Annotated in this window: 25 protein-coding genes; 13 read left to right on the top strand and 12 right to left on the bottom strand. The window is 72.6% G+C overall.

The window, feature by feature from the left end; genetic code table 11:
• The 3 genes from Raf01_RS32670 to Raf01_RS32660 all read left to right on the top strand — a co-directional run.
• A partial coding sequence (locus Raf01_RS32670; RefSeq protein ID WP_203921917.1) for an AAA family ATPase occupies positions 1-409 on the top strand: 409 nt, incomplete at its 5' end.
• Positions 406-1,620 (top strand): DUF58 domain-containing protein, encoded by a 1,215-nt coding sequence (locus Raf01_RS32665; protein WP_203921916.1) that lies wholly within the window; start codon positions 406-408, stop codon positions 1,618-1,620. The genes Raf01_RS32670 and Raf01_RS32665, both read left to right, overlap by 4 nt.
• A complete protein-coding gene (locus Raf01_RS32660; protein WP_203921915.1) occupies positions 1,614-4,070 on the top strand; it encodes a transglutaminase TgpA family protein in 2,457 nt (818 codons plus the stop codon). The genes Raf01_RS32665 and Raf01_RS32660 overlap by 7 nt, the downstream gene beginning before the upstream one ends.
• 4 nt (positions 4,071-4,074) lie before the next feature.
• On the opposite strand, the gene Raf01_RS32655 is transcribed toward Raf01_RS32660, so the two are convergent.
• A complete protein-coding gene (locus Raf01_RS32655) occupies positions 4,075-4,728 on the bottom strand; it encodes a nucleoside/nucleotide kinase family protein (RefSeq protein ID WP_239134119.1) in 654 nt (217 codons plus the stop codon).
• 117 nt (positions 4,729-4,845) lie between these two features.
• Between Raf01_RS32655 and Raf01_RS32650 the strand changes: the two genes are divergently transcribed.
• On the top strand, positions 4,846-5,052 hold the full coding sequence (locus Raf01_RS32650) for a hypothetical protein (protein WP_239134118.1): 207 nt from the start codon (positions 4,846-4,848) through the stop codon (positions 5,050-5,052).
• A 48-nt stretch (positions 5,053-5,100) separates the two neighbouring features.
• On the opposite strand, the gene Raf01_RS32645 is transcribed toward Raf01_RS32650, so the two are convergent.
• The gene (locus Raf01_RS32645) at positions 5,101-6,174 is read right to left on the bottom strand and encodes a sensor histidine kinase (RefSeq protein ID WP_203921914.1); all 1,074 of its coding nucleotides are present in this window, start codon (positions 6,172-6,174) and stop codon (positions 5,101-5,103) included.
• The gene (locus Raf01_RS32640; RefSeq protein ID WP_203921913.1) at positions 6,171-6,833 is read right to left on the bottom strand and encodes a response regulator transcription factor; all 663 of its coding nucleotides are present in this window, start codon (positions 6,831-6,833) and stop codon (positions 6,171-6,173) included. The genes Raf01_RS32645 and Raf01_RS32640 overlap by 4 nt, the downstream gene beginning before the upstream one ends.
• A 168-nt stretch (positions 6,834-7,001) precedes the next feature.
• Here Raf01_RS32640 and Raf01_RS32635 point away from each other — a divergent pair, with 168 nt between their 5' ends.
• Genes Raf01_RS32635 through Raf01_RS32625 form a run of 3 tightly spaced genes read left to right on the top strand, consistent with a single transcriptional unit; the run spans position 7,002 to position 10,278 of the window.
• Positions 7,002-7,934, top strand: a complete 933-nt coding sequence (locus tag Raf01_RS32635) for an ABC transporter ATP-binding protein (RefSeq protein ID WP_203921912.1) — start codon at positions 7,002-7,004, stop codon at positions 7,932-7,934.
• A complete protein-coding gene (locus tag Raf01_RS32630; RefSeq protein ID WP_203921911.1) occupies positions 7,931-9,475 on the top strand; it encodes an ABC transporter permease subunit in 1,545 nt (514 codons plus the stop codon). Before Raf01_RS32635 ends, Raf01_RS32630 begins: the two co-directional genes overlap by 4 nt.
• Complete coding sequence (locus Raf01_RS32625; RefSeq protein WP_239134117.1) at positions 9,472-10,278, top strand: ABC transporter permease; 807 nt, start codon at positions 9,472-9,474, stop codon at positions 10,276-10,278. Before Raf01_RS32630 ends, Raf01_RS32625 begins: the two co-directional genes overlap by 4 nt.
• 81 nt (positions 10,279-10,359) lie before the next feature.
• Here Raf01_RS32625 and Raf01_RS32620 read toward each other — a convergent pair whose 3' ends face one another.
• Positions 10,360-11,394 (bottom strand): aldose epimerase family protein, encoded by a 1,035-nt coding sequence (locus tag Raf01_RS32620; protein WP_203921910.1) that lies wholly within the window; start codon positions 11,392-11,394, stop codon positions 10,360-10,362.
• A gap of 125 nt (positions 11,395-11,519) precedes the next feature.
• On the opposite strand from Raf01_RS32620, the gene Raf01_RS32615 reads away from it, so the two are divergent.
• Positions 11,520-11,867, top strand: coding sequence for a PadR family transcriptional regulator (locus Raf01_RS32615; protein ID WP_239134116.1), 348 nt, complete (start codon positions 11,520-11,522; stop codon positions 11,865-11,867).
• Positions 11,864-12,793 (top strand): hypothetical protein, encoded by a 930-nt coding sequence (locus tag Raf01_RS32610; protein ID WP_203921909.1) that lies wholly within the window; start codon positions 11,864-11,866, stop codon positions 12,791-12,793. The genes Raf01_RS32615 and Raf01_RS32610 overlap by 4 nt, the downstream gene beginning before the upstream one ends.
• Before the next feature lie 9 nt (positions 12,794-12,802).
• Here Raf01_RS32610 and Raf01_RS32605 read toward each other — a convergent pair whose 3' ends face one another.
• Positions 12,803-13,804, bottom strand: coding sequence for an SMP-30/gluconolactonase/LRE family protein (locus Raf01_RS32605; RefSeq protein WP_239134115.1), 1,002 nt, complete (start codon positions 13,802-13,804; stop codon positions 12,803-12,805).
• Between the two features lie 300 nt (positions 13,805-14,104).
• On the opposite strand from Raf01_RS32605, the gene Raf01_RS32600 reads away from it, so the two are divergent.
• Positions 14,105-15,238, top strand: coding sequence for a hypothetical protein (locus tag Raf01_RS32600; RefSeq protein WP_203921908.1), 1,134 nt, complete (start codon positions 14,105-14,107; stop codon positions 15,236-15,238).
• On the opposite strand, the gene Raf01_RS32595 is transcribed toward Raf01_RS32600, so the two are convergent.
• From Raf01_RS32595 to Raf01_RS32585, 3 genes are all read right to left on the bottom strand, one after another.
• The gene (locus Raf01_RS32595; protein WP_203921907.1) at positions 15,239-16,411 is read right to left on the bottom strand and encodes a low temperature requirement protein A; all 1,173 of its coding nucleotides are present in this window, start codon (positions 16,409-16,411) and stop codon (positions 15,239-15,241) included.
• A 92-nt stretch (positions 16,412-16,503) separates the two neighbouring features.
• Entirely contained in the window at positions 16,504-17,712 is a 1,209-nt protein-coding gene (locus Raf01_RS32590) for an FAD-dependent oxidoreductase (RefSeq protein ID WP_203921906.1), read from the bottom strand.
• Between the two features lie 178 nt (positions 17,713-17,890).
• Positions 17,891-18,412, bottom strand: coding sequence for a hypothetical protein (locus tag Raf01_RS32585; protein ID WP_203921905.1), 522 nt, complete (start codon positions 18,410-18,412; stop codon positions 17,891-17,893).
• Between the two features lie 688 nt (positions 18,413-19,100).
• On the opposite strand from Raf01_RS32585, the gene Raf01_RS32580 reads away from it, so the two are divergent.
• Entirely contained in the window at positions 19,101-20,105 is a 1,005-nt protein-coding gene (locus Raf01_RS32580) for a phosphotransferase family protein (protein ID WP_203921904.1), read from the top strand.
• A 24-nt stretch (positions 20,106-20,129) separates the two neighbouring features.
• Here Raf01_RS32580 and Raf01_RS32575 read toward each other — a convergent pair whose 3' ends face one another.
• Positions 20,130-20,651 (bottom strand): GNAT family N-acetyltransferase, encoded by a 522-nt coding sequence (locus Raf01_RS32575; protein WP_203921903.1) that lies wholly within the window; start codon positions 20,649-20,651, stop codon positions 20,130-20,132.
• Positions 20,652-20,746: 95 nt separating this feature from the next.
• On the opposite strand from Raf01_RS32575, the gene Raf01_RS32570 reads away from it, so the two are divergent.
• Complete coding sequence (locus Raf01_RS32570; RefSeq protein ID WP_203921902.1) at positions 20,747-22,108, top strand: serine/threonine-protein kinase; 1,362 nt, start codon at positions 20,747-20,749, stop codon at positions 22,106-22,108.
• Between the two features lie 558 nt (positions 22,109-22,666).
• Positions 22,667-23,503, top strand: coding sequence for a hypothetical protein (locus Raf01_RS32565; protein WP_203921901.1), 837 nt, complete (start codon positions 22,667-22,669; stop codon positions 23,501-23,503).
• A gap of 73 nt (positions 23,504-23,576) precedes the next feature.
• Here Raf01_RS32565 and Raf01_RS32560 read toward each other — a convergent pair whose 3' ends face one another.
• Genes Raf01_RS32560 through Raf01_RS32550 form a run of 3 tightly spaced genes read right to left on the bottom strand, consistent with a single transcriptional unit; the run spans position 23,577 to position 26,010 of the window.
• Positions 23,577-24,242, bottom strand: coding sequence for a response regulator (locus Raf01_RS32560; protein ID WP_203921900.1), 666 nt, complete (start codon positions 24,240-24,242; stop codon positions 23,577-23,579).
• Between the two features lie 23 nt (positions 24,243-24,265).
• Positions 24,266-25,675, bottom strand: a complete 1,410-nt coding sequence (locus Raf01_RS32555; protein ID WP_203921899.1) for an RNA-guided endonuclease TnpB family protein — start codon at positions 25,673-25,675, stop codon at positions 24,266-24,268.
• Positions 25,672-26,010 (bottom strand): recombinase family protein, encoded by a 339-nt coding sequence (locus tag Raf01_RS32550; RefSeq protein ID WP_203921898.1) that lies wholly within the window; start codon positions 26,008-26,010, stop codon positions 25,672-25,674. The genes Raf01_RS32555 and Raf01_RS32550 overlap by 4 nt, the downstream gene beginning before the upstream one ends.
• Positions 26,011-26,033 lie beyond the last annotated feature (23 nt).

Here is a 26,033-nt window from a genome sequence, read left to right as displayed (position 1 = left end):
GATCGACGTGCTGCGCGGAGCCGCCGCCGGCCGCGGCCCCGACGCGCTGGAGCCGATCACCGACACCGCCACCATCGCCGCGGCCATCGAGCTGGCCCGCCGTGTGTACCTCGCCGACCCGCTCTACACCTACGCGGTTCGGCTGGCCTCGGCCACCCGCACCCATCCGCAGGTGCGGGTCGGGGTCAGTCCCCGGGGTGCGATCGCGCTGACCAAGGCGGCCAGCGCCTACGCGCTGCTGGACGGGCGCAACTACGTGATACCCGAAGACCTGCAGGCCCTCGTCGAGCCGGTCTTCGCCCACCGGCTGCTGCTGTCGCCCGACGCCCAGCTGCGCGGCGCCAACGCCGAGCAGATCCTCGAAGGCGTCCTGGAGTCCGTCGCCGTCCCCTCGGCACAGCCAGTGTGAAACCGACCCCGCGCGGCCTGGCCCTCGTCGGCGGGGGTGCGATCCTGATCGTCGCCGGGTTCGCCTTCGGCTACCCGGAGCTGGCCGTCGTGGGCGCCGCCGCGCTGCTGGCCGCGGCCTGGGCGGTGGGCGACGCCGCCTGGCAGCCGCGGCTGTCGGTGGCCCGCAGTGTCGAACCGGACCGGGTCGCCCGCGGTGAGCCGTGCGCGCAGACGTTGGTGGTACGCAACGCCAGCCGGTTGCGCGCGGCCACGCTGATCGCGCAGGACGCCTGCGGCGGCGCACCGGTGCCGGTACCGCTGATCCGGCTGCGGCCGGCCCGGGACACCACGGTGACCTACCCGGTCCCCACCGGGCGTCGGGGAGTGGTTTGCGTCGGACCGCTGTCGGTGACCCGCCGCGACCCGCTGGGCCTGCTCGGCTCGTCGCGTACGCACGGCGGCACCGCCCGGGTGTGGGTGCATCCGCGGACCCACCCGCTGGCGGCCGTACCGGTCGGCATCGCGCGCAGCCTGGACGGGCGGGTGGACCGGGTACCGCACGGCAACATCACCTTCGACGCGCTGCGCGAGTACGTCATCGGCGACGAGCTGCGCCGCGTGCACTGGCGCACCACCGCCCGGGTCGGTGAACTGATGGTCCGCGAGTACGTGGACACCAGCCTGCCCCGCATCGTCGTGCTGCTCGACGACCGCGAAGCGGCGTTCCCGCAGCCCGACGGCTTCGAGGAAGCGTGCGAGGCGGCCGCCTCGGTCCTGGTCGCCGCGCTGCGCGAGGACCTGGCCGCGGAGCTGCTGATGCTGTCCGCCTCCTCGGCGATCGGCACCGGCGACCACCAGTCGGTCGGGCCCTCGGGTGCCCGCCGCGTGGACGCCGCGCCGCTGCTGGACCGGCTCGCCGAGGCGCGGCTGCACCCCGGGGCGGCGCAGCCGGAGCCGGACACGGGCGCAGACACGACGGGCGCGCTGGAGCAGGCCATCGACCGCCTGCGCCAGTACCGGCTCGGTGACACCCTGGTCTACCTCACCGGCGCCGCCCGGGCCGGCGACCTCGCCACGGTCGGGGCGCTGCGCCCCCGGTACCCGACGATCGTGGCGGGCGTCTTCGGCGACCCCGCCGGCGTACCGGCCACCGTCGAGGGTCTGCGGGTGCTCGCGGTACCCGACGCCGCCGGGTTCGCCGCCGCCTGGGACGGGATCGGCCGATGGTGAGGCGGGTCGCCGTACCGGTCGTCATGGGCCTGCTGGTCACGATCGCCGCGCTGCCACTTGCCCGGATCTACCACGGCGACCTGCTGACCCGGCTGCTGCTGGGCGCGGCCCTGGCGCCGGTCGCCCTGTCCGCCCTGACCCGCAGGCTGCCGGCCTACACCGCGGCACCGATCTCGGCCGCCTTCCTGTTCGGCTACACCCTGCTCGCGGTACGCGTCTCGGCACACCACGCCGGGCTGCCCGGCGGCCTGCTGCCGCTGTGGCGCGACGCGGCGCACAACGGCATCCCCCGGCTGCTGACCGCGCTGATCCCGATCGAGCCGCAGCCGGACACCGTACTGGTTCCGGTCATCGCGACCTGGCTGGCGGCGCTGGCCGGCGCGGAGCTTTCGGTACGGTTCCGGCGGGTGCTGGCCGGCTATGCCCCGGTCACCGTGCTGTACGCCGGCACGCTGCTGGTGGTCGGGCCCAACGCCCACCCGGCACTGTGGCAACCGTTGGCCTACGCGGCAGTGGCCGCCGCCGGGCTGGCGATTACCGGCCGGCCCGCCGGTGCCGCGGCCGAACTGGACGCGCATGCCCGGGGTGCGCTGCGCGCCCGGCTGGCCGTCAGCGGGGCCGCGGCGCTTGCCGTCGTCATCGGGCTCAGCGTCGCCGTCGGGCCGGTACTGGCCGGCCGGGTCGCCGCCACCCCGATCGACCCGCGCCGCTACGTCAGCCCACCCGACCTGTCGGCTCAGGACGAGAACCCGCTGATCCGGCTGTCCGGCTGGGCGCTCAACCCGACCGAGAAGCTGTTCGACACCGACATCACCACCACCGTGCCGGCCGACGAACTGCGCATCCGGCTGGCTGTCCTGTCCGACTACGACGGGGTCAACTGGCTGGTCCACGGCAACTACCGGGAGGCAGGCCGCGCCCTGCCGCCGATCAACGGCCCGGGCGCCCCGCCGGCCGGTGGCCGCCCGATCGACACCCGCATCACCGTCGACGATCTGGACGGCCGGCTGCTGCCCGCCGCGCAGGCCGCCCGCGAGGTGGGTGGCGTACGGGTCGGGTACGACCAGGGCACCGGCACCCTGATCCTGCCCGCCGGCCTGTCCCCCGGGCTGACCTACACGGTGCGCTCCGCGGCACCGTCGCCGAACGTGAACCTGCTGCCCGGCGCGGACGTGCCCTCCGGCCCGACCGTGGCCCGGTACCTGCAACTGGGCATCGGCGCCCCGGACGCGATGACCAAGCTGGCCGCGCAACTGGGCCAGGACGTCGCCTCCCCGTACCAGCGGGCGCAGGCGATCGCCCAGTTCCTGTCCGACCACTACACGCTGGTCAGTGACGCGCCCAGCGGCCACGCGTACCCGAACCTCAGCTTCTTCCTGTTCGCCGCCCGCAACCTCGGCGGCCAGCGCGGCACCACCGAGCAGTTCGCGGCCAGCTTCGCCGTCCTGGGCCGGATGCTCGGCCTGCCCACCCGGGTCGTGGTCGGCTTCACCGCCCGCCCCGGCCGCGGCAGCGTGCTCGGCCGCGACGCGCTGGCCTGGCCGGAGGTGCTGTTCACCGGCGTGGGCTGGGTACCCTTCGACCCGCTCCCGCACCCGGACACCCAGCCGCGCCCGGTCGAGGACGACTTCGCGCCCAAACCGCCGCCTTCGGCGCCACCGCCCTCGGTGGCGCCGACCCTCGCGGTGTCCGCGTCGCCGCACCCGCACCGGCCCTCGCCCAGCCCGAGCGTCCAGGCGCTGCCGGCCGGCGGAGTCAGCGGAGGACTGCTCGGCGGGCTGGGCGGTGGCGTGCTCGCGGTGCTGGCGGCGGCACTGGCCGCGGTGGTGTTCGCCCGCCGCGCCCAACAGCAGCGCCGGCTGGACCGGGGATCACCGTCGTCCCGGGTGGCCGGCGCGTGGCACGAGGTCCTCGACGGGCTGCGCCTGGCCGGCAGGCCGGCCGCCGCGCACCTGGCGGTCACCGAGGTGGCGGCGTACGCGGCCGAGACGGTCGCCGGACCGCGCCGCTCCGCCGGTGCCGGATCGGGGCTGCCCGCCCCGTCGCTGGACGACCTGGCCACGCTGGCCAACCAGGTCACGTTCGCCGGCGCGCAGGTGCGGGAGGACGATGCCCGGCGCGCCAAGGCGCAGGCGCTGGCCTACGTCGGGGAGCTGCGGGCCCGCCGCCCGTGGTGGCTCCGGCTGCTGTGGTGGGTCGACCCGCGCCCGCTGCGCTGGGACCGCCCGGCGGCGCCGGGCCAACCAACAACGCCAAGCCAACCGACAACGCAGCCCGCCGGAAGCCCCCCGCCGATCCCGGGCGGCCCGCCACCCGCCGAGCCGCCGGCCGCAAGCCCGCCGCCAGCCGGGCCAGACGCCGGAGACCCACCGCCCGCCGGGCCGGGTGCCGAAGGCACACCCGAGACCGGGGGCACAGCCGCCACCGGCGACGCGCCGGGCGCCGGCTGAGCGGTCAGGGGCGGGTCAGCACCACGTCCGCGTACCGCATCGTGGTCTGGATCAGCGCGGCGTTGGCCTCGTCGCTGCGCTGTACCCAATCGTGCGCGGCGGCCGCGGCCAGTCCCCGGGCACGTTGCCGGCGCAGCAGCGCGTCCACCCGTACCGGTGTGGCCGCGTCCAGGTACAGCACCAGGTCCAGCTGCTTGCGGGCCAGCGTCCAGGGTGGCGAGGGCAGCAGCAGGTAGTTGCCCTCCACGACGACCACCCGGGTCTGTGCCGGTACCGGGACGACTCCGCCGATCGACTCGTGCACCACCCGGCTGTACTCCGGCGCGTACACCACCTCACCGGCCTGCGGGCTGCGCAGCCGGCGCAGCAGCGCGGCGAAGCCCCAGGCGTCGAACGTGTCCGGTGCGCCCTTGCGGTTGGTCAACCCGAGCCGGGCCAGTTGCGTGTTGGACAGGTGGAACCCGTCCATCGGTACGGCGACCGCCGCGCCCTCCCCGAGATCGGCGCGCAGGTCCGCGGCCAACGTGGCGGCCAGCGTCGACTTGCCAGCAGCCGGCGGCCCGGCGATGCCGACCAGGATCCGGTCCTGGCCGCCGGCCAACAGCGGCTCGATAGCTGAGCGTGCGCCGGCCAGCACGGTGGGATGGGAGGTGGCCACGATCAGTACCTTCGCACAGCCGGACCGCCTTGGCCCCCTTTCCAATGCCCCACAATGCTGGCGTACCGTACGCGGCGGCCCGCCGGCCGGCGGGCCTCGTCGATGAAGGGGGATCCCGTGCAGGGAGCCGAGAGCAAGCTTGACAAGGCGTACCAGGACAAGACCGTGCAGGAGCTCGCGGACGCGCCGGTGGCCGCGCTCGCGGGTGTGTCCGACAACGCCGCAGAGCTGATCAAGCAGGCCCTGGGCATCAAGACCATCCGTCAGCTCGGCACCAACCAGTACTTCCTGGCCGCTCAGGCCATCGCGAAGCTCGCGGACTGAGCCCGTGCGCGTCGCCGGGGCCGCACGGTTCCGGCGGCGCGCGGCCGGTCAGAACCCGACCTGAACGGTCAGGCCGCCTCCGGGTGCCGCCTCCGCGACCAGTGTGGCGCCGTGCGCCGTGGCGACCGCGCGGACAATGGCCAGCCCGAGCCCGTGGCCGTCGGAGTGGCGGATGCGTTGCCCGTCGAGTTGCTGGAACGGCTCGAACAGGCGCCCGATCTGGTCCGGCGGCACCACCGGTCCGGTGTTGCGTACCGTGAGGCTCGCCCGTCCACCGTCCGTCGCCGTCGACACTTCGACGCGCCCCGGGTTCGTGTTGTACCGCACCGCATTGTCCACAAGGTTGGCCACCAGGCTGGTCACCAGTTGCCGATTGCCCGTGACCGGGGCCGCGCCGAGCGCCGTGTGCAGGTGGACGCCACGGCGCTGCGCCTCGGGGCCGCGTTCCAGGACCACGTCGCGGGCCAGGTCGGCGAGGTCGAACGGCTCACCCTTCTCGACCGGCTGTTCGCTGCTGGCCAGCGTCAACAACGCGGCGATCAGCCGCTCCTGCGTCTCGCCCAGCATCAGCAGGTCCTCGCAGGCGGCCCGCAGCTCGTCGGTGGTGGCCCGCGGGTCGGCCAGGGTCACCTGCAGCAGGGCACGCTGGGCGGTCAGCGGGGTGCGCAGCTCGTGGGAGGCGTTGGCCACGAAGTGCCGCTGCGCGACGAACGCCGCCTGCAGCCGCGCGAACAGTTCGTCGAGGGTGTCGGCGAGGTCGGTCAGTTCGTTGCGGCCGGTCAGGTCGAGGCGGCGGTCCAGGCTGGTGGCCGAGATGTCACGGGCGGTCGCGGTGATGGTTTTCAACGGTTTGAGGAACCGTCCGGCCACCAGCCAGCCGAGTACCAGCGACACGAGCGCCATGCCGCACAGACCGATCGCCGAGGCGGTGAGCACGGTGTGCTGCTGGGTCAGCTCGAGACCGGTGGGCTCCGGGGCCGGGAGGGCCTGAGGGTCGGCGGGAACCGTGTTGTTCAGGCTCAGCACCGGTACGGCGAGCAGGATGGCACCGCACAGCAGGAACGGGCCGGCGTACAGCAGGGTCAGCCGGGTACGCAGGCTTCGCCGTCGTCGGCGGCTCACGGCGCTTCGATCCGGTAGCCACCCTCGCGTACGGTGTGGATCACGGGTGGGTCGCCGAGCTTGGCCCGCAGCCGCCGGATGGTCGTCTTGACCGTGGTGGTGAACGGGTCGGCGGCTTCGTCCCAGACCCGTTCGAGCAGCTCTTCGGCGGTCACCAGCCGACCGTCGGCGGCCAGCAGGCATTCCAGCACGGCGAACTCCTTCGGGCTCAGCTCCAGGCGGTGCCCGGCGCGGGTGGCCGTACGCAGGCTGGGGTCCAGGGTGATCTGGCCGCTGCTCAGCGTCGGGGGCAACGCGCTGGTCGGGCGGCGGGCGATGGCGCGGATCCGGGCGACGAGTTCGGCGAAGTCGAACGGTTTGGGTAGGTAGTCGTCCGCGCCCAGGCCGAGGCCCTCGACCCGGTCGGTGACCGCGCCGGCGGCGGTGAGCATCAGCACGCGGCTGTGCGGGTGCCCGGCCACGATCTGCCGGCAGACGTCGTCGCCGTGGACCCGGGGCAGGTCCCGGTCGAGCACGACGATGTCGTACCGGGTCGCGACCAGGTGCTCCAGCGCGTCGGCGCCGTCGTAGGCCAGGTCGACGGCCATGCCCTCGCGGCGCAGGCCGGTGGCGATGGTCCGGGCCAGGATTTCGAAGTCTTCGACTACCAGGACTCTCATGACGCACATCCGCAGTTCCTCGCGCAGGCCCGACGGTACCGGCACCCGCGGGTACCGGGCCACTGTGCCAGCCGCGTGGTGTCACCCAGGTGTCAGCGGCGCACACCGGGCCGACACCGCCCCACGCGTACAAACACGGGCAGTGCGAGACAACGGGAGGGAAACGCGATGAGTGACGCGCCGATCATGGTGAGCGGGCTGCGTAAACGGTTCGGGTCGACGGTGGCGCTGGACGGGATGTCGTTCACCATCCAACCGGGTCAGGTCACCGGGTTCGTCGGGCCCAACGGGGCGGGCAAGTCCACCACGATGCGGGTGATCCTCGGCCTGGACGCACCCGACGCCGGCCGTGCCCTGGTCGGCGGCCGCCCGTACCGCAGTCTGCCGCGCCCGCTGTGCCAGGTCGGCTCCCTGCTCGACGCCTCGGCGTTGCAGCCGGCCCGCACGGCCCGCAACCACCTGCTGTGGCTGGCGCACTCGCAGGGGCTGTCCGCACGGCGGGTCGACACGGTGCTGGAGGAGGCCGGGCTGGCCGCAGTGGCCCGGCGGCGGGCCGGTGGTTTCTCGCTCGGTATGCGCCAGCGGCTGGGCATCGCGGCGGCCATGCTCGGCGACCCGCCGACGCTGATCCTCGACGAGCCGTTCAACGGCATGGACCCGGAGGGCATCGTGTGGACGCGCGCCTTCCTGCGCGGGCTGGCCGCGCAGGGCCGGGCCGTTCTGGTGTCCAGCCACCTGATGGGCGAGCTGCAGGACGCCGCCGATCACCTGGTCGTGGTCGGCCACGGTCGGGTCATCGCCGATACCAGCGTGGCGCAGCTGCTCGCGGCGGCCTCCGGCGACGCGGTCACGTTGCGCAGCGCCGCACTCGCCCGGGCCTCGGCGGTACTGGCGGGTGCCGGCGCCACGGTGGTCGCCACCGGACCGGACGCGGCGACGGTCGGCGGGCTGACCACGGAGGCGGTGGTGAGCCTGCTCAGCCGGCACGGGGTGCCGTTCTCGGAGGTGTCCGCGCAGCGGGCCACGCTGGAACAGGCGTACCTGCGGCTGACCCGCGACGCGGTCGAGTTCCGCGCGGCCACGCCGGAGGAAGCCCGATGAGCGCCGGTACCCGCGCCGGCCTGGTCGCGCTGGTGCACGCCGAGTGGACCAAGTTCCGCACGGTACGGGCCTGGGTCGTGGCGGTACTGGGCGCGGCCCTGGGAGTCATGGCGATGGGGCTGGCCCCCGGGGAGAACGGCTCCTGCGGTACCCGCGGGCCCGACTCCGCGTGCGTGCTGCCAGTCGGCCCGGGCGGCCAGGAGGTCAGCGACAGCTACTACTTCGTCCACCGCCCGCTGACCGCCGACGGCAGCCTCACCGTGCGGGTCACGTCCTTGACCGGCCTGCTGCCCGCGATGCCCACCGACCCGACGGCACCGGTCGGTACTCGACCCGGCGTGATCGGATGGGCCAAGGCCGGACTGATCGTGCGGGCCAGTACCCGGCCGGGAGCGGCGTACGCCGCGATCATGGTCACCGGCGCGCACGGGGTGCGGATGCAGGACAACTACACCGGCGACGTGGCCGGCCCGCCGGGTACGGTCACCGCGACCTCGCCGCGCTGGCTGCGGCTGACCCGTACCGGTGACCGGATCACCGGCGAGGCGTCGGCCGACGGTACCCGCTGGACGACCGTGGCCCGGGTACGCCTGCCCGGGTTGCCGGCCACCGTACCGGCCGGGCTGTTCACCACGTCACCGCCGTACGCCCAGACCCCGAGCGGCCTGCTCGGCCCGGCCGGAGCGGAGACCGGCCCGACCCGGGCCACCGCCGTCTTCGATCACCTCGACGGAAAGGGTGGCTGGTCCGGCGGCCCGTGGACCGGTGAGGCGTTCGGCCTGCCCGACAACGCGCCGCCGCTGATGCGCGGCGAGTTCACCGATACCGGCGGGACGCTGACGGTCAGCGGCTCGGGCGACATCGCCCCGGCGGTCGCCGGCGCCACCGGCCTTGGTACCACCGTCACCCAGACGCTGATCGGAACGTTCCTGGCACTGATCGCCGTCACCGTGGTCGCGACGCTGTTCATCACCGCCGAGTACCGGCGCGGCCTGATCCACACGACGTTGAGCGCGACCCCCCGCCGAGGCGGGGTCCTGGCCGCCAAGGCCGCGGTCGTCGGCGCGGTGGCGTTCGCGACCGGCCTGGTGGCCGCGGCGGTCGTGGTCACCCTCGGTCAGCGGGTCCTGCGCGACCACGGCGTCTATCTGCACCCGGCCACCGTCGCCACCCAGGTGCGGCTGGTCGTCGGCACCGCCGCGCTGCTGGCCGTGGCCGCCGTCCTGGCTCTGGCGATCGGCGCACTGCTGCGGCGCAGTGCCGCCGCGGTCGCCAGCGTGGTCGTGCTGATCGTCCTGCCGTACCTGCTGGCCATCTCGGTGCTGCCGGCCGCCGCCGCGCAGTGGCTGCTGCGGATCAGCCCGGCCGCCGCGTTCGCGATCCAGCAGAGCGCACCGCGGTACCCGCAGGTCGACAACCTCTACACCCCGGCCTCCGGCTATTTCCCCCTGCCGCCCTGGGCCGGTCTCGGTGTCCTGGTCGGCTGGGCGGCGCTTGCCATGGGGCTCGCCGTGGTCGCGATCCGGCGGAGGGACGCGTGAGCGCGGCCCGGCCGCCACTGTCCGGGGCCGGCCGGGCGCTACGCGCCGAGTGGACGAAGCTGCGCACCACCCCCGGCCCGGCCTGGCTGCTGCTGGGGCTCGTGGTCGCGACCGTCGCCACCGGCGCGGCCACGGACGCCACGGTGCGCTGCCCGGCCGGCGGGTGCGACGCCGATCCGGTCAGGGTGGCCTTGACCGGCGTCTCGCTCGGGCAGGCGTTCTTCGCCGTCCTCGCCGTCCTGGCGATCAGCGGTGAGCACAGCACCGGCCTGATCCGCACCACCCTCGTGGCCATCCCCCGCCGGGTCACCGTCCTGGCCACGAAGGCGGTCGTGCTGGCCGGCGTGGTGGCCGCGGCTGCGGCCGTCGCGGTACTCGGTTGCCTGCTGGCCGGGCGGTTCGTGCTGCCGGGCAACGGCTTCGACGTGGCCCACGGCCACCCGTCGCTGTCGCCCGGCGATGGCGCGGTGCTGCGCGCCGCGGCCGGCTCGGTCGCGTACCTGGTCCTGATCGCCCTGCTCAGCCTCGGCATCACCGCCGCCGTCCGCGACTCCGCCGCGGCCATCGGGTTGGTCCTCGGACTGCTGTACCTGTTTCCGCTGACCACCCTGGTCGTCACGAACCCGCACTGGCAGCGTCATCTCCAACAGCTCGCGCCGATGACCGCCGGGCTCGACGTCCAGGCGACCACCGACACCTCGCGGCTGGTCATCGGTCCGTGGGCCGGCCTCGGCGTGCTGGCCGCCTGGGCCGCCGCGGCCCTGCTGGCCGGCGGACTGCTGCTGTGCCGCCGGGACGCTTGACCACCGTCCTTGACGTGCCCCCGGCTCAGCCAGCGCCGGCACCCTCGAATCGGCCGCCGGCATTGTGTGGCACTGGTGGCGTCACTCGACGCCGAAGGTGTAGACCGTGGTGCTGCGGAATTCCTGCCCGGGGCGCAGCACGGTGGACGGGAAGTTCGGCTGGTTGGGCGAGTCCGGGAAGTGTTGGGTCTCCAGCGCCAGCCCGTCGCCCTGCCGGTACGCCCGCCCGGCCGGCCCGACCAGCGTGCCGTCGAGGAAGTTGCCGGTGTAGAACTGCATCCCCGGCTCAGTGGTGCGTACCGACAGCGTGCGCCCCGACTCCGGCTCCACGACCCGGGCGGCCACGTCCCCGCCGCGCAGGACGTAGTTGTGGTCGTACCCGTGCCCGGTCACCAGTTGCGGGAAGCCGTCCCGGATGCGGGTACCCACCTCAGTCGGCGAGGTGAAGTCCAGCGGGGTACCGGCGACCTGCTCGATCGTGCCGGTCGGGATCTGCCCCGGCCCCACCGGCGTGTACCGGTCGGCGTCGATCTGCACCACGTGCCGGTATACGTCGCCGCTGCCCTCACCGGCCAGGTTGAAGTAGCTGTGGTTGGTGAGGTTCAGTACGGTCGGCGCGTCGGTGGTCGCGGCGTAGTCGATGCGCCACTGGCCGTCCTCGCTCAGCGTGTAGCCCACGCTGAGGTCCAGCGTGCCGGGGAAGCCCTGGTCGCCGTCTGGACTGGTGTGGTGCAGCCGGATCGCCGCGTCCCCGCACTCCTCTACCTTCCACACCCGCTTGTCCAGCCCGATGCCCCCGCCGTGGATGGCGTGGGGGCCGTCGTTGAGCGGGATGTGGTACGGCCGCCCGTCCAGAGTGAACCGGCCGCCGGCGATCCGGTTGGCGTACCGGCCGGTGATGCAGCCGAAGTACGGGCTGCGGTGCACGTAGCCGGCGAGCGTCGGCAGGCCGAGTACCACGTTGGCCAGCCGCCCCTCGCGGTCCGGCGCCTCGATCGCGCACACCGCGCCGCCGTAGCTGAGCACCTGGAGCCGGATCTGGCCGACCGAGAGCGTGTAGCGGTCGACCTCCTCGCCGTCCGGGGTGGTCCCGAAGCGCTCGGCGCTGACCGGCATCTGCGGCTCCTTCGCGTCGTGAGGTGCCAGCGCAGCTTATCGGCCGGTCGCGAGGCCGGTGCGACTGTCTGTGCGATCGTCACCGCCGGGTACCAATAATCAGATGAACTGTATATGCTGACTGCATGACCATTGCTCAGGGACCGATGCGCGAGCCGACGTACCTGGCGTTGACCTCGCTGCTCGACGGCCCCCTCCACGGATACGCGATCATCAAACGGGTCGAGGAGCTGTCCCGCGGGCGGGTCCGGCTCGCCGCCGGCACCCTGTACGCCGCGCTGGACCGGCTCACCGACGAGGGCCTCGTCCGGGTGGACAGCGAGGAGACCGTCAACGGCAGGGCACGGCGCTACTACGGTTTGACCGGCGAGGGCGGCGCGGCACTGCGGGCTGAAGCCACGAGGATGGTCGAGGCCGCCCGGCTGGTCACCGACCGGCAGGCCCGCCGCGCCCAGGTGGTGAGGCCGGCATGACCGATCCCCTGGAAGGGCGATACCGCCGGCTGCTGCGCAGCTACCCGCGCGCCTACCGGCAGGAGCGGGCAGACGAGATCGTCTCGACGCTGATGGAGCTGGCCGAGCCCGGGCAGCGGCACCCGACGGTCCGCGAGGCGGCGGCCCTGGTCCTGGGCGGGCTGCGCGCCCGGGCCGGCGCTCACCGGCGGCACACCCCCGGTGCCGTCTGGGCCGGCGCGCTGCACCTGGGCGTGCTGTTCCTGCTCGTCGACGCCGGCGCCTCGGCGCTGGCTCAGGCGATCAAGGTGGTCGTCAGCCTCGGCGGCTACCCGAGGCCGCCGACACTGATGCAGTGGGCCTACCTGGCCACCGCCGTACTCATCGGCGTCACCGTGGCCGCGGCGGCATCCGGCCGCCGGCACCTCGCGCTGGCGCTGACCGTGCTGGCGATCGTGGCCCAGCACTGGGCGCCGGACAACACGACGATGAACGACGTCCCGCTGATCAGCGGGGTGCTCTGGCCGCTGCCGCTAGCCGCCGTGGGGACCGCCGCGCTGCTGCGCCGGCAGGTACCCGCGGCACGGCACGCCATGCGGTGGCTGATCGCGATTCCCGGCGCACTGATCATCATGCCGACCCAGCTTCCGGTGCTGTTCTCGCCGCAGTCCTGGGCTTGGAGCCTGTTCAGGCACCAGTTGTTGTTGTTGCTGGCCGCGCTGCTGGCCTGCCTGCTCTACGGGCTCGTCGATGCCCGGATCCCGATCGCCGCGGGCATTCTGATGCTCGGGTACCCGCTCGCGCCCGTGCTCGACTGGGTGTTGACCTGGCCGCCCGGCTCAGGGCTGTCCGACTGGGCCGTCGGAGTGCTGCTGACCTATGGCGCGTTCTTCGCGGCGACGTTCGCGGTCGGGACGCTCGGCGCCCGCTGGCAGACCCGCCGGTGAGCCGGGCGCTCAGCTGACCGGCAGCGCGACGGTGGCCACCGACGGCTCGATCAGGCTGCCCAGGTACAGCACGCCGTCGCGCTCGCGGACCCCGGTGACCATGTGGTACCCGTGCTGGCCCTGCAGGTCGTGCACCACCCGCCCGTCGGCGTCCACCGCCATCACCCAGGTGGTGTGTCGCGGCGCCGGCTGCCAGCGGTCGGGCATCGCCCAGATCGCCTGGATCAGCCTCGGGTTGTGGGCGTGCGCCCAGTCCAGCATCCGGTTGCGCGGACTGGGCAGGGCGATCCACAGCAGACCGTCGGACCCGGTCGACAGGTTGTCCGGGAAGCCGGGCAGGTTGGAGATCAACACGTCGCGCTGGCCGGCGCGCGGTCCGGACAGCCAGACCCGGCTGATCTGGTACGCGCCGGTCTCGGCGACCGCCACGAACGACTCGTCGGCGGCCAGCGCCACTCCGTTGGCGAACTGCAGACCGGAGGCCAGCACCTCCACCGTGCCGGACGGGTCCCAGCGCAGCAGCCGCCCGGTGCCGGAGTGCTCCATCAGGTCGGCCCGCCAGTGCGCCAGGGTGAAGCGGCGTGAGGAGTCGCTGAAGTAGATGCTACCGTCGCCGGCCACCGCCGCGTTGTCGCACAGCAGCAACTGCTCCCCGTCGACCTTGTCGACCAGTACCGTGACCGTGCCCCGCCGCGGGTCGACCCGCAACAGCCCCCGGTACGCGTCGCAGACCACCAGGTCACCGCCGGGATCGACCTCGACGCCCAGCGGCCGGCCACCGGTGTCGGCGATGACCGCGACCTCACCGTCCGGCGCCAGACGCAGCAGCCGCCCGTCGGCCACCCCGGTGTACGCGGTGCCCCCGGCGTCGATCGCGATGTCCTCCGGCCCCCGGCCGCCGATCGGCCGCAGGCTCGGCGCGGGCATCGGGGGTTCGCTGTCCCGCTGGCGGGACCGCACCGGCGCGCGGGGCGCCTGCCAGGACACGGGGTGGATGCTCGGTCGACGCACGCTGCCTCCAACCACATGGGAGCCCTCGCCCGGCGGTGTGCCCGACCCAGCGAGCCCGGTCCATGCATCGTGCCGGGCGTACCGCCGGGTCGCAACCGCCCGCTCGCGCCACCGCCCGCTCCCGCCACCGCCCGCTCCCGCCACCACCCGCTCCCGCCACCGGCCGGCCCACCGGGTGCCCGGCCGGCGCCCCGTGGCCGCGAACGCCGGCACCCGCCGACACGCCGGGCGCGCGAGCCGGCACCGCCCGATTCGGTACCGCGGCCCCGCGCCCGCCCCGGCGTCCCGGAGGATGGGCACATGCGGGTCTTCATCGGAGTGCTGGGCGGCCTGCTCCTGCTCGTCACCCTCGGCAGCGTCCTGCGCAACATGGTGGTACCCCGGGGACTGGGCTCGCTGCTGACCAGGGTCGTCTGGCACGTCGTGCGGATCGTCATGTCGGCCGTGGCCCGGCCGTTCCACAGCTACGAGACCCGCGACTGGCTGCTGGCCTGGCTCGCCCCGCTGGTGCTGGTCGGCGTCCTCGCGTCCTGGCTGACCTCGGTCTTCTGCGCGTACGCGCTGATGGTGCACGCGATCTCCGCGCTCGGCTGGGCGGAGTCGTTCCGGGAGGCCGGCTCCAGCCTGTTCACCCTCGGATTCGCCTCCGGTGCCCGGTCACAGCTCAACGCCTTGGACTTCGTGGCCGCCGCGACCGGTCCGCTGATCATCGCGCTGCAGATCGCCTACCTGCCCACGCTCTACGACGCGTACAACCGGCGCGAGACCGAGGTGACCCTGCTGCAGGCCCGGGCCGCCGAACCCGCCTGGGGGCCGGAGCTGCTGGCCCGCCAGGCACTGATCGGCACCCTCGACCAGCTCGAGGGGCTGTACCAGAGCTGGGAACGGCTGGCCGCGGACATCGGCGAGAGCCACGCCAACTACCCGGTGCTGCTGGCGTTCCGCTCTCCCCGCCCGTACCGCAGCTGGATCATCGCCCTGCTCGCGGTCATGGACGCCGCGGCCATGCAGATGGCGCTGACCCCGACCACCTCCCCGGCCCCGGCGGCCCGGCTGATGCTGCGCTCCGGATTCACCGCGCTGCGCGACATCGCCCGGGTCATCCGCATACCGTTCGACCCGGATCCGCTGCCGGACTCCCCGATCCGGCTGACCTTCGAGGAGTTCGCCGAAGCGGTACGCCACGTCGAGGAGGCCGGGCTGCGCTCGGAGCGCAGCCCGGAGGAGGCGTGGCCGCACTTTCGCGGCTGGCGGGTCAACTACGAGCAGATCGTGTACGCGCTGGCCCGCAGGGTCGACGCGGTACCCGCACCGTGGAGCGGCGACCGGGACTGGACCAGCCAGCCGATGTCGCCCCTGCGCCCGCTGGACCGCCGGCCCGACAAGCCGATGGAGGGCAGACCCGACTCGACGCTGAAGAGGAGGTCCGCCTGATCACGCCGACGGCTCGGGCTTGTTCGCGAGCCGGGTGGTCACGTACTGGTGCGCGACGATCCCGAACAGGACCAGATCGGAGGCCGCGATCGACGCCGGGGGCGGCAACCGCAGCAGCGCGGGGATCAGGACCAGCAGGGCGGCCAGCGCGCTCAACCCCGCCCACGGCGGCCGGCGGTCGATCAGGTACGCGGTGAGATTGCGCCCGACCAGGAACAGCACGGTTCCCCCGACCGTGACGGCCACGACGCTGGTCGGCGTCGGCGAGTGCGGATGCTGGATGGCCAGCTCGTCCCCGACGGCTGTGGCCACGACGCTGCCGATCAGGGCCAGGTGCAGGAACGCGGTGTCCATCGCGAGGCGCCCCGGCACGTCCGACTCGTCGATCACCGTGCCCAGCCGCCCCTCCCGGGGAATGAAGTAGACCACCGCGAGCAACGCCGCGTTGAGGAAGGCCAGCGCGAAAGCGATAGACCGGGCGGTGTCGAAACCGGAGTCGCTGTACGCCCCGCCGACCGCCAGGATCAGTTCGCCGAGGGCGACGATGAAGATCTGCTCGTACCGCTCGGAGAGGTGCTCGCCGAACACGCGCAGCTCCTCCCAGGTCGACCGGCCGGCCCACGGGATCGGCCAGCGCAGCCGGGTCATCAGGTAGTCCAGGAACACCGCCAGCGCCCACAGCGCCTCCCGAGCCTGGGGTATCAGGATTCCCGCCACCCAGGGGACGCCGGTGAACCCGAACGCCATCACGATGCGCAGCGACCGCCACACCCGGGGGTGGCCGCGCAGCGCGAGGCTGAACCCGAGCCCGCGACCGACGTGCACGGCCAGGTACGCGCCGGCGAACACCATGGCGTGCCGGCCGAACGCCTCCGGTACCGAGGCGGCCATCAGCAGCCCGCCGAACATGACGGCGATCAGGAACTCGCGGGTGACCCGGTTCCCGGTGTCGTACCAGTTCGCCGACCAGGCGGTGGTGACCCACACCGCCCAGAGGGCCGCCAGCAGCAGGAAGGTACGCGCGGCACCGGCCACGCTCAGGTCGGCGAGCAGGTGCCTGGACAGCCGCATGAGCGCGAAGATGAACGCCAGGTCGAAGAAGAGCTCCAGATAGGAGGCTCTTCGCGGGTCGGTCGCCTGGCGCAGGACTCGAGGCGCCCTGCTCTGCGTCATGCCCGGGTCGTGCCCCGGACCGCCATGATCACTCCGCCCCTGCCGCGCCGCCCGCGACGCGCCGGTTCAGGCCGGATAAGCGGAGACCCTTCTCAAGAGTTGACCTCGACGCTGGCCATCTCCCCCACACGCTGCAGGTATGAGCGGATCGCGATGAGCGCCGCGATCCCGTCGCCGACCGCCGAACCCAGCTGCTTGGTCGCCCCGGAGCGCACGTCGCCGGCGCAGAACACCCCGGGCACCGACGTGGCGAACGCGTCGTCGGTGACGATGAAGCCCCACCGGTCGCGCCGCAGCATGCCGCCCAGCCAGTCGGTGTTCGGATTCAGCCCGATGAACACGAACGCCGCCGCCGGCGTGAACCGCAGTTCCCGCCCGGCCGCCCGGTCCCGGGCCAGCACCTCGGTCAGCCGGCCGCCCTCGCCGGCGAGCGACATGATGTCGGTGTTGGTGTGCACGGTGAACCGCGGATCCTTGCCGACCTTCTCCCGGACCAGCGCCGAGGCGCTCAGCTCGCCCCGGGTCACCACCCGGATCCGCTCGGCGAACTGCGACAGGTACAGCGCCTCCTCCAGCCCGGAGTTGCCGCCGCCGATGACCATCAGCTCCTCGACCCCGCGGTAGAACGGACCGTCACAGGTCGCGCAGAAATGCACCCCGGCGCCGATCAGCTCCTCCTCGCCCGGCACGCCCAGTCGCTTGTACGTCGAGCCGGTCGCGATCAGTACCGTCGGTGCGCAGATCTCCTGGCCGCCACCCAGCCGTACGCACAGGCACTGCCCGTCGGGCTCGACCTCGGTGACCTCCGCCGCCTCCAGTAGCTCCACGCCGTAGCGGCGGGCCTGCGCGATGAACCGGTCGGCCAGCTCGCCGCCCCCGATCCCGTCGGGGAAACCCGGGTAGTTCTCGATCCGCTCGGTGACCCCGGCCTGCCCCCCGAGGCCCGCCTTCTCCACCACCAGCGCCTCGATGCCCTCCCGGGCGGCGTAGATCGCAGCGGCCAGACCGGCCGGCCCGCCACCCACGATCACCAGGTCGTAGGACTCCCGCTCGGCCCGCACGGCCAGGCCGAGCTTGCCGGCCAGCTCGTCGTCGCCGGGGGCGATCAGGTGGGTACCGTCCGGAAACGCCACCGTGGGGATCGTCCGGCCACCGTGCTGTACCCGCTCGACGTAGGCGCGCCCCTCCGGATCCCGGTCGATGTCGACCCAGTCGTACGGGATGCGGTGGGAGGTCATGAACTTCTTCGCGCGCCGGCAGTCGGGGCACCACGGTGCGCCGTAGAGCTGAATGTCTGCCACGCCCTAAGCGTCACACGAAAACGCCGGCCGGGGTGGGCGGCGCGACCCCCACCCACCCCGGGTCCCTGGGGCGTTGCGGGCGGGTCGGGCCGGCTAAGGGGCCCGACCCGACCCGCCCGCGACGCCGGCCGGCTTCACTGCGTTGGCGTGGGCGACGCCGGCCGGCGTCCGCCGGCTCTCAGCCGGCCGGTAACGGCAGTGTCTGCGACCGGTCTGGCTCGGCGAGTCTGGTGTCTCGCCACGACCCAGACCAGTCGTACGGCGCGTCGACGCTGGCGTCGGCCGGCGCGCACGGGCGGATCATGCGATCCCCTGCCGCCACCCGCGGGCCGCTGTCGAAGCCGCTGTGATGGCCGCTGTCGGAATCGCTGTCCTGGCCGGTGTCGGGTGCGGTGCCGCCGACCGCCGGCGCTCCGGTGGCCCCGGGCGTGGGCACCGAACCGGAGGGGCTCATCGCGGTGCTCGCCTCCACCGGGCGCGCGATCGGTGTCGCGCTGCCGCCGGACGTGGCGCTCGTCGGGTCTGTGGGTACCGGGTCGCGCAGCCGCCGGCCACCGACCGGGCCGGAATCGGCGGACGCCGCGGTGACCACGATCGCGACGGCAGGTGCCTCACCGCCGGCGACGTCCCCGCCGGTGTCCAGGACGGCGGCGCTCCAGCGACGCAGGCGACCGACCATCCTGTGCCGGAGCAGTCTCACCGGGGGCATCCTCATGCCGACGACTCCTTGGGACCGAACGACGTTACGCGGGCGGTGGAAACTCGGGTGTTGCGCCGGGCGCGCACGGCTTGCCGACGCGCAGCGGGCCGCACTGCTGGTGTGCTTGGTTACCCGGCCGTGAACCGCGGGTGTGGTGGTCACGTCGTCGTCCCTGATCGGGTGCCCTCGACGGCGTCCTACGAGAACTGGCTCCCCATGAGTCGCTGACATCGTGGCATGGAAACGCTCCCAGGACAACCCGGCACCTTGTGAACGGCTACGGAACGCAATCTTGCCGGGGGTCTTTTACAAACTCGAAACGAGTACTACAGTCCACAACCAACATCGATGGAAGCGCTCCCATCGATGCCGGTCGAACCCGGACGATGGACCAGCCTACTGGCCCCATTGTGTCCGGTGGCGACCCGGCGGTTAGCGGCGGGCCAGCCCGGACGCCGCCGCTAACCGATCCACCGAGCCGCTCTGAAGGAGCGGTACCCGAAGGAGGTGGTCACCGGAACCACTGCGAGGCCCCGGCTCCCAAGCCGTGACACCGCCAGACGCCAGCAAGCACAACGGCGGATGTCATCGACAGCCGTGGGGGTGGGGATTGCCCTCCCCGCCCCCAACGGTACGCCAGCGGTACCGTCAGATCATTCCCCCAGTCGTCCGATCGGAGATCTGGTCGATGGTCTACAGCCGTACGAAGGTGCCGGTCAGCGATGCCGACCTGGCCGCGATGGTTCGCCGCGGATTCGGCGCCGGAACCGGTGTCATCGAGTGCGCCGAGCTGACCGACGGGTCGTACAACGCGGCGTATCGCGTGCGCCTGACCGACGGCACGCCGCTGGTACTCAAGGTCGCCCCGCCACCGGAGTTCACGCTGCTGACCCACGAGGTCGACCTGATGCGCACCGAGGTGCACTTCTACGAGCGGGCAGCCGCCGCCGGCGTACCGGTGCCGCGCGTCGCCTTCGCCGACCTGAGTCGCGAGACCTTCGACCGCGACTACGTCTTCCTGGAACTGCTCACCACCACCGACCTGTACAGCAGCCGGGAGCATGTGTCCACTGTGGACATGCAGCCGGTACGGCGGGAAATCGGCGCCGCCGTCGCCCGGCTGCACACCGTCACCGGCCAGGCGTACGGGTACCCGCTGCGCGAGTCCGCCACCTGGCAGCCGACCTGGCGCGACGCCTTCTTCGCGATGATCGACGACATTCTCGCCGACGCCAGTCGCCTGCACACCGAGTTGCCCGAAGCACCCGGCGCGATCGCGACCCGGCTGGGCCGCCACGCCGACGCGCTGGATGCCGTGACCCGCCCCGCGCTGGTGCACTTCGACCTCTGGGACGGCAACGTCTTCATCCACCCGACGCCGCACGGCTGGCGGTTGACCGGCCTGATCGACGGCGAACGCGCGCTGTACGGCGACCCGTGGGCCGAGTTCGTTTCGCTGGCGCTGTTCCGTGACGTGAGCGAGGTACCGGAGTTGCTGGAGGGCTACACGTCGGTGACCGGCGAGCCGGCCGAAATCACCGAGGAGATCCGGACCCGGCTCGCCCTCTACACCAGCTACCTGTACCTGCTGGTGGTCACCGAGGGTCCGACCCGCGACTACGAACCGGCACACTACGAGCCGGTGCGCCGGGAGACCCTGGAGCTGCTCGCCGTCCAGCTGGCCAAGCTGTAGGCGGACCCGAGACCCCGGGCCGCCTCAGCCGGAGGTCAGGTCGGCGCGCAGGACGCTGTAGAGGACGGCGTCGCGCCATTGGCCGTCGCGGAACCCGTAGCCACGCAGCACTCCCTCACGGGTGAACCCGGCCCGTTCCAGGCTGCGCTGCTCGGCCACGTTGGCGACCTCGGTGGCCGCCTCCACCCGATTGACCGGGGTGTGCGCGAACAGGTATTCGACGAGCAGCCGCTGGGCCCGGGTGCCGTGGCCGTGCCCGCGGGCGTCGGGGGCGAGCACGATGCCGAGATTCCAGCAGTGCGACGGCCGCGCGGTCACGATCTTCCGCCACCCGACGAGACCGAGCGCACGGTCACCGGACGCGACGACCAGGGTGCCGGCGTCCGGGCCGAGCATCCCGTCCTCGACCCACCGGTTGCGTACCCGCTGCGCGTCGTGCCACCCGTACCACTGGAACTTCCCGCCGCCGTCGGGATCGTTCATCAGGTAATACAGGAACGCCAGATCGGCTTCCAGGACCGGCCGCAGCTTTACGCTCTCCCCCATCCGGGCGAGGCTACCCGATGGTCATTCGGCACCGTCGGCCACAACTGGGTGACGGAACCTGGCGGGGCGCACGAGCCTGTCGCAGACTCATCGATATGTGGGCGTTGGCTGCCGGTACCCCGCTCGCCGGCCGGTACCTGCTGATCGAACGGCTCGGCGCCGGCGGGATGTCGGTGGTGTGGCGCGGCGTCGACACCGTGCTGGCCCGGCCCGTGGCGGTCAAGGTGCTGGCCGGTCCGCTGGCCGCCGACCCGATGTTCCGCCAGGTCATCGAGCGCGAGGCGCGGGCCGCCGCCCGGCTGACCCATCCCCACCTCACGCACGTGTACGACTACGGCGAAGCGTCCCTGCCCGACGGGCACGTCGTGCCGTACGTGGTGATGGAGTTACTCACCGGGCGCCCGCTGGCCGACCGGCTGCGTGAGGGTCCGTTGAACTGGCCCGAGGCGGTGCGGCTGTGCGCCCAGGTCGCCGACGGGCTGGCCGCGGCGCACCGGCGGGGCATCGTGCACCGCGACATCGCCCCGGCCAACGTCATGCTCACCGGCACCGGCGCGAAGCTGCTGGACTTCGGCATCGCCACTCCCGCCGGTACGCGCAGCGAGGCCGAGGACGGCAGCCTGCTCGGCACCCCGGCCTATGTCGCGCCGGAGCGCCTGGACGACGCCCCGGCCGCCCCGGCCATCGATGTGTACGGGCTGGGCGCGCTGCTGTACGAGACGCTGGCCGGATCGCCGCCGCTGGCCGCGCAGACCTGGGACGCGCTGGCCCGGGCGCACCGCCAGGGGGTCCGGGTCGAACCGCTGCGCATCGAGGGGCTCCCCCCGGCCGTGGACCGGCTGTGCCAGCGGTGCCTGGATCCGGATCCGGCCACCCGGCCGGGCAGTGCCGAGGTCGCCCGGTCGCTGCGCGAGGCGCTGCCGGCCGGGCACGCCGAGGTGCTGTTCACCCCGATCGTCGCGCCGGTGCCGGCGCACCCGTCCCGCCCGCGTCGGCGCCTCGACCGCCCGATCGTCGCCGCGCTGGCCGCGCTCGTCGTGGCCGGCACGCTGGCGGCGTTGGCCACGCACCACTGGCGAGCGGAGACTCCGGTGGGTGCGCCCCGGACGGCGCCGAGCACGCCCGCGTCGGTACCCGCGGCATCGGCCGCCTCGCCACCGGCGGCGCCGCAGAGTCCACCGGCCACGCCCGGCACCCGGATGGGTGTGGTGCAGCAGCTCATCGACGAGGTCGAGGCCGGACGCAGGTCCGGCGCGATCCGCTCCGACGTGGCCTTGGACCTGGACAATATCCTGCGCGATTTGCAACGCCAGCTCGCCGCCGGTACGCCGGTCGATCTGGCCGCAGAGGCGACGGCGATCCGCAACAAGATCGCCTCCCGGCTCGGTGAGGGCGGAATCGCCTACCCCAACGCCAGCCAGTTACTGTCCACTCTGGACACTCTGGTCAGCCCTTGAGCGGGCACGCAGCGGCGGGTGATCTCGTGCGTGATACGCGTCTCAGGGCGGTCGCACGGGGCGCGACGTAGCCTCGCTCGGGATCGGATCACACCGCCGCCCCGGCGCGGACCTGGACAGCCGGGCGGAGAGGGTAACCAAATCCGGGCATTGCGGCGATCATTAGGTATGCCGGCGCTTCCCGGTTCGGGGATCGCTGCGTAGAGTCTGCGGGCGACGCGTCGGTGAGGGTTGCCGTGGGAGGAGTCTGTGTCCGTGCAGCAGGAGAGGGCCGAAAATCAACCGCTGTTCGGTGGACAGCCAGCCCAGCACTCCGATGCGACCCAGCCGATCGTTCCGCCGGTCCCCGCGGCCGAGCCGCCGGCCGGGGCGCCGCCGTTCGGGTCGCCGTTCGGCGTACCCGGGCGACCGGGCTTCGGGACGACCGCCGGTGCCGTGCCGACCAGCGGCGGACCCGCCGGTGCCGCGCCGACGAGTGGGGCGCCCGCCGCGCCGGGGCGGCCGGTGAGCGGTCCGCCGGTAAGCGGTCCGCCAGTGAGCGGTCCGCCGGGAGCGCCCGTGGGTGCGCCGGGCATGCCGCACGTACCGGCACAAAGGCCGGCAAACCCGGAGTACCCGGCCAGTCGCAACGACCAGCCGACTAACCCGGAATACGGTCGCGAACACTTCACCGGGCCGCTGCGCAGCAACCGGAGCGCCCAGCACCGGGCCACCGACGAGGAAGCCGCCGACAGCGACCGCACGGTGGCCATCCCCCGTCCGGGCGAGGGCAACCACCCGGCCAACGCCGAGACCATGGTGCTGCCGGTCTTCGTCACCGGAAAGAAGGAGCCGGAGCCCGCGCCGGCACCGGCCCAACCGGCCCGTCAGCCGGGCGCCGACGGCTCCCTGCCGGCCAGCGAGCGCGGCATGCTCGTATTCGTGGCAGCGCTGCTGGGCATCGGTACGGTCGCCGTGGTCGTCATGCTCGGGCTCGGCGGGCTGGAGAAGCACCCCGCGCAGATACAGCCGACCGCGCCGGCCAGCACCGGTCCGGCGGGCGGTGTCCCCGCCCCGGCGGCAAGCCCCTCCAGCCTGTCACCGTCGCCCACAGCGCCGGGGTCCCCGTCGACGGCGGCCTCGCCGACGCTGGCCAAGACGACGGCCAAGCACATCGCGCCGCCGGCGCCGGTCCTGCTGGGCCAGCCGCAGCCGCTGGCCTACTGCGTCGCGAAGGACCACGGGCTAGCTCAGGCGCCCGGCCACGACCACAACACCTGGACGTGCACGACCGGGCGCCACGGCCAAGCCGACCCGTTCACCCCGGAGCAGGTGTGCGACTGGCAGTACGGGACCGCCGCGCACGCGGTCGTCGGCTCGCTCGCCGACTACACCACCTGGAAGTGTTACAAGTAACCGCCGGGATCGGCGGCCAGGCCGGCTCGTCAGCCCAGCCGACGCGCGGTACACGCGAGTCAGGACGGATCCGTCAGCCCAGCCAGCCCGGGCGCACCAGGCCGGCCTCGTAGGCGAACACCACCAGCTGCGCCCGGTCCCGCGCCGACAGCTTCACCATCGCGCGGCTGACGTGCGTCTTCGCGGTCGCCGGGCTGACCACCAGCCGTTCGGCGATCTCCTCGTTCGACAACCCCTCACCGACCAGGGCCATCACCTCCCGCTCCCGGTCGGTCAGCGCGGCCAGATCCTTCGGCGCGCGGGGTGCCCGGGCCCGGGAGGCGAACTCGGCGATCAACCGGCGGGTCACGCCCGGCGAGAGCAGGGCGTCGCCGCCGGCCACCGCGCGTACCCCGCGCAGCAACTCGACCGGTTCGGTGTCCTTGACCAGGAACCCGCTGGCACCCACCCGTAGTGCCTCGAACACGTACTCGTCCAGGTCGAAAGTGGTCAGGATGACCACGTGGACGCAGGTCAGCGCGGGATCGGCGGCGATGCGCCGGGTGGCTTCCAGCCCGTCGAGGCCGGGCATCCGGATGTCCATGAGCAGCACGTCGGGCCGGCACTGGGCGGCCAACCGGACAGCCTGCGCGCCGTCGCTGGCCTCACCGACCACCTCGATGTCGTCCTGCGCGTCGAGCAGGGCACGGAACCCGGCGCGTACCAGCGCCTGGTCGTCGGCCAGCAACACCTTGATCATCAACTCTGCTTCCTACTTATCGCTCATTCCTGAGCGGTTTCGGATGATTCGCTCTCCGCCCGAACGGGTGTCGGGCTGGAGTCCTGGACCGGCAGTCTGGTCCGGTGGCGATCGGCCCTATCCAGCAAGATCTGCTTCACCCGCTGATGCGGAGTGTGCAGGGCGATGTCGGGATCGCCGGCTCTTGCCAGGATGTTGATCGCGGCGTTCACGTCGGCCTGCCACACCACCCCGCACAGCGTGCAGTGAAGCCGATCCCCGGCGCGGCGCCCGAGGACGCCGCAGCGGTGACAGACTTGTGAGGTGTAGGCGGCGTTGACGTGGACGAGCACAGAACCTCTGCGCTCCGACACGTTCGCCAGCGCCTCCGCAGTGACCCCTTTGGTCCACCCGGCCAGGCGCCTGTTGATGTTCTTGCCCAGCGTTTTACGCCCGGCGAAAGTCTTGGTCAGGTCCTCTGCGACCACCGTGTCGGCCTTGTCGACCACCCGGTGGACGGCGCTGAAGATCTCCGTGCGTACCTGAGCCCGATGCGTCACGGCCTGCCGATCCCGCTTCACATAGCCCAGGTTGTTGGCCCTGATTCGCGCCGCTTTGGTGTGATTACCCCGCTGGGCGGCGGTGTTAGCGATCGAGCGCAGCCTGGCCCGCCGCCGATTGCGCTCCTTCAGCCGATCCGACTCAGCCGACAACATTCCTCCGAGTCGGATACCGTGACGCTCTCCGTCGGAGTCGGTCAATGCCTCGGTGTACCCCTTGTCCACACCGATCGCTTGGCCGCCACAGGGTCGCTTCGAGGTCGGCATCTGTCCATCGTCGATCTGGTAGTGCACCTGAACCCGGCCGCCACGCAGGATGAGCCGCAATGTACCGACAGGGGCCACCGTGGTGGACAGCGGAATCTTGATCAGATTACGACGCTCCAGTCCGGGAACGGCCAACCACAACCGGCCCCGCCCATCCATCAGAGTGTTGTACTTGTCGGCACGTACCACGATCTGATCATGGGTGCGGTTGCAACCCCGCCTCCACCGCTTACGCACCTGCCGGGCCAGAAACGGATCATCACCCCACCGATCGGCGTTCAGCGCGGTGAACAACCGCTTCCTTTCGAGCGGATCACTGGTACGCCGCGCGACTGCCCGCCGGACCCCGACCTTGGCAGCGGCCAGGTTCGCCGCGATGTCATCCACCGCGTCACGAACCGTCTCCTTCCACGCATTCGCCAACACCTCGAACCGCAGATACGTGCCATCGGCCAACCAACGATCCCGAACCTGCCGACCCGAAAGCCCACCGCCAACACCACAGACCGACCCGTACCGCTGCCACACCTCGCTACGCACCCGACCCAACCGCGCAGCCTGCTCTGCCAAGGCGGCGTACTTGCCCGGGTTCAGCTGGCGCGAATAGGCGATCCGAGTGACCTTCACCGACCCCTGCCCACCGTCAAGTCCGCTGCCTCAAGTCTCTTCAGCTGCTTCTCGTATCGCCACATCCTGGACGGTCGAGGCGAGAACGTGCGTGCGATCACCGCCAGATCCTCGACCAGTTCCTCCTGTTGGGGCAGTGGCTTTCGGTTAGCCCCGATGATCTTGCGGCTGCGACGTTTGGCGACATAGCCCATAAATTCGAATCCGAACCGGGCCAGTCGATCCTTTTCAGCCACCACGAGCGCGCCGATCTCGCCCCGTCGATCACGGCTGGAAAGTCCTTCTGGGCACGTCTTCGCGATCGCCCTGATCCGATAAACACTGCCCGCTGCCACCGAATGTGAGCAAGTATGAGATG

Source organism: Rugosimonospora africana, assembly GCF_016862975.1.
Lineage (GTDB): Bacteria > Actinomycetota > Actinomycetes > Mycobacteriales > Micromonosporaceae > Rugosimonospora > Rugosimonospora africana.
Note: the sequence above shows the minus strand (reverse complement) of the source record. Positions and strands in the feature narration are given on the sequence as shown.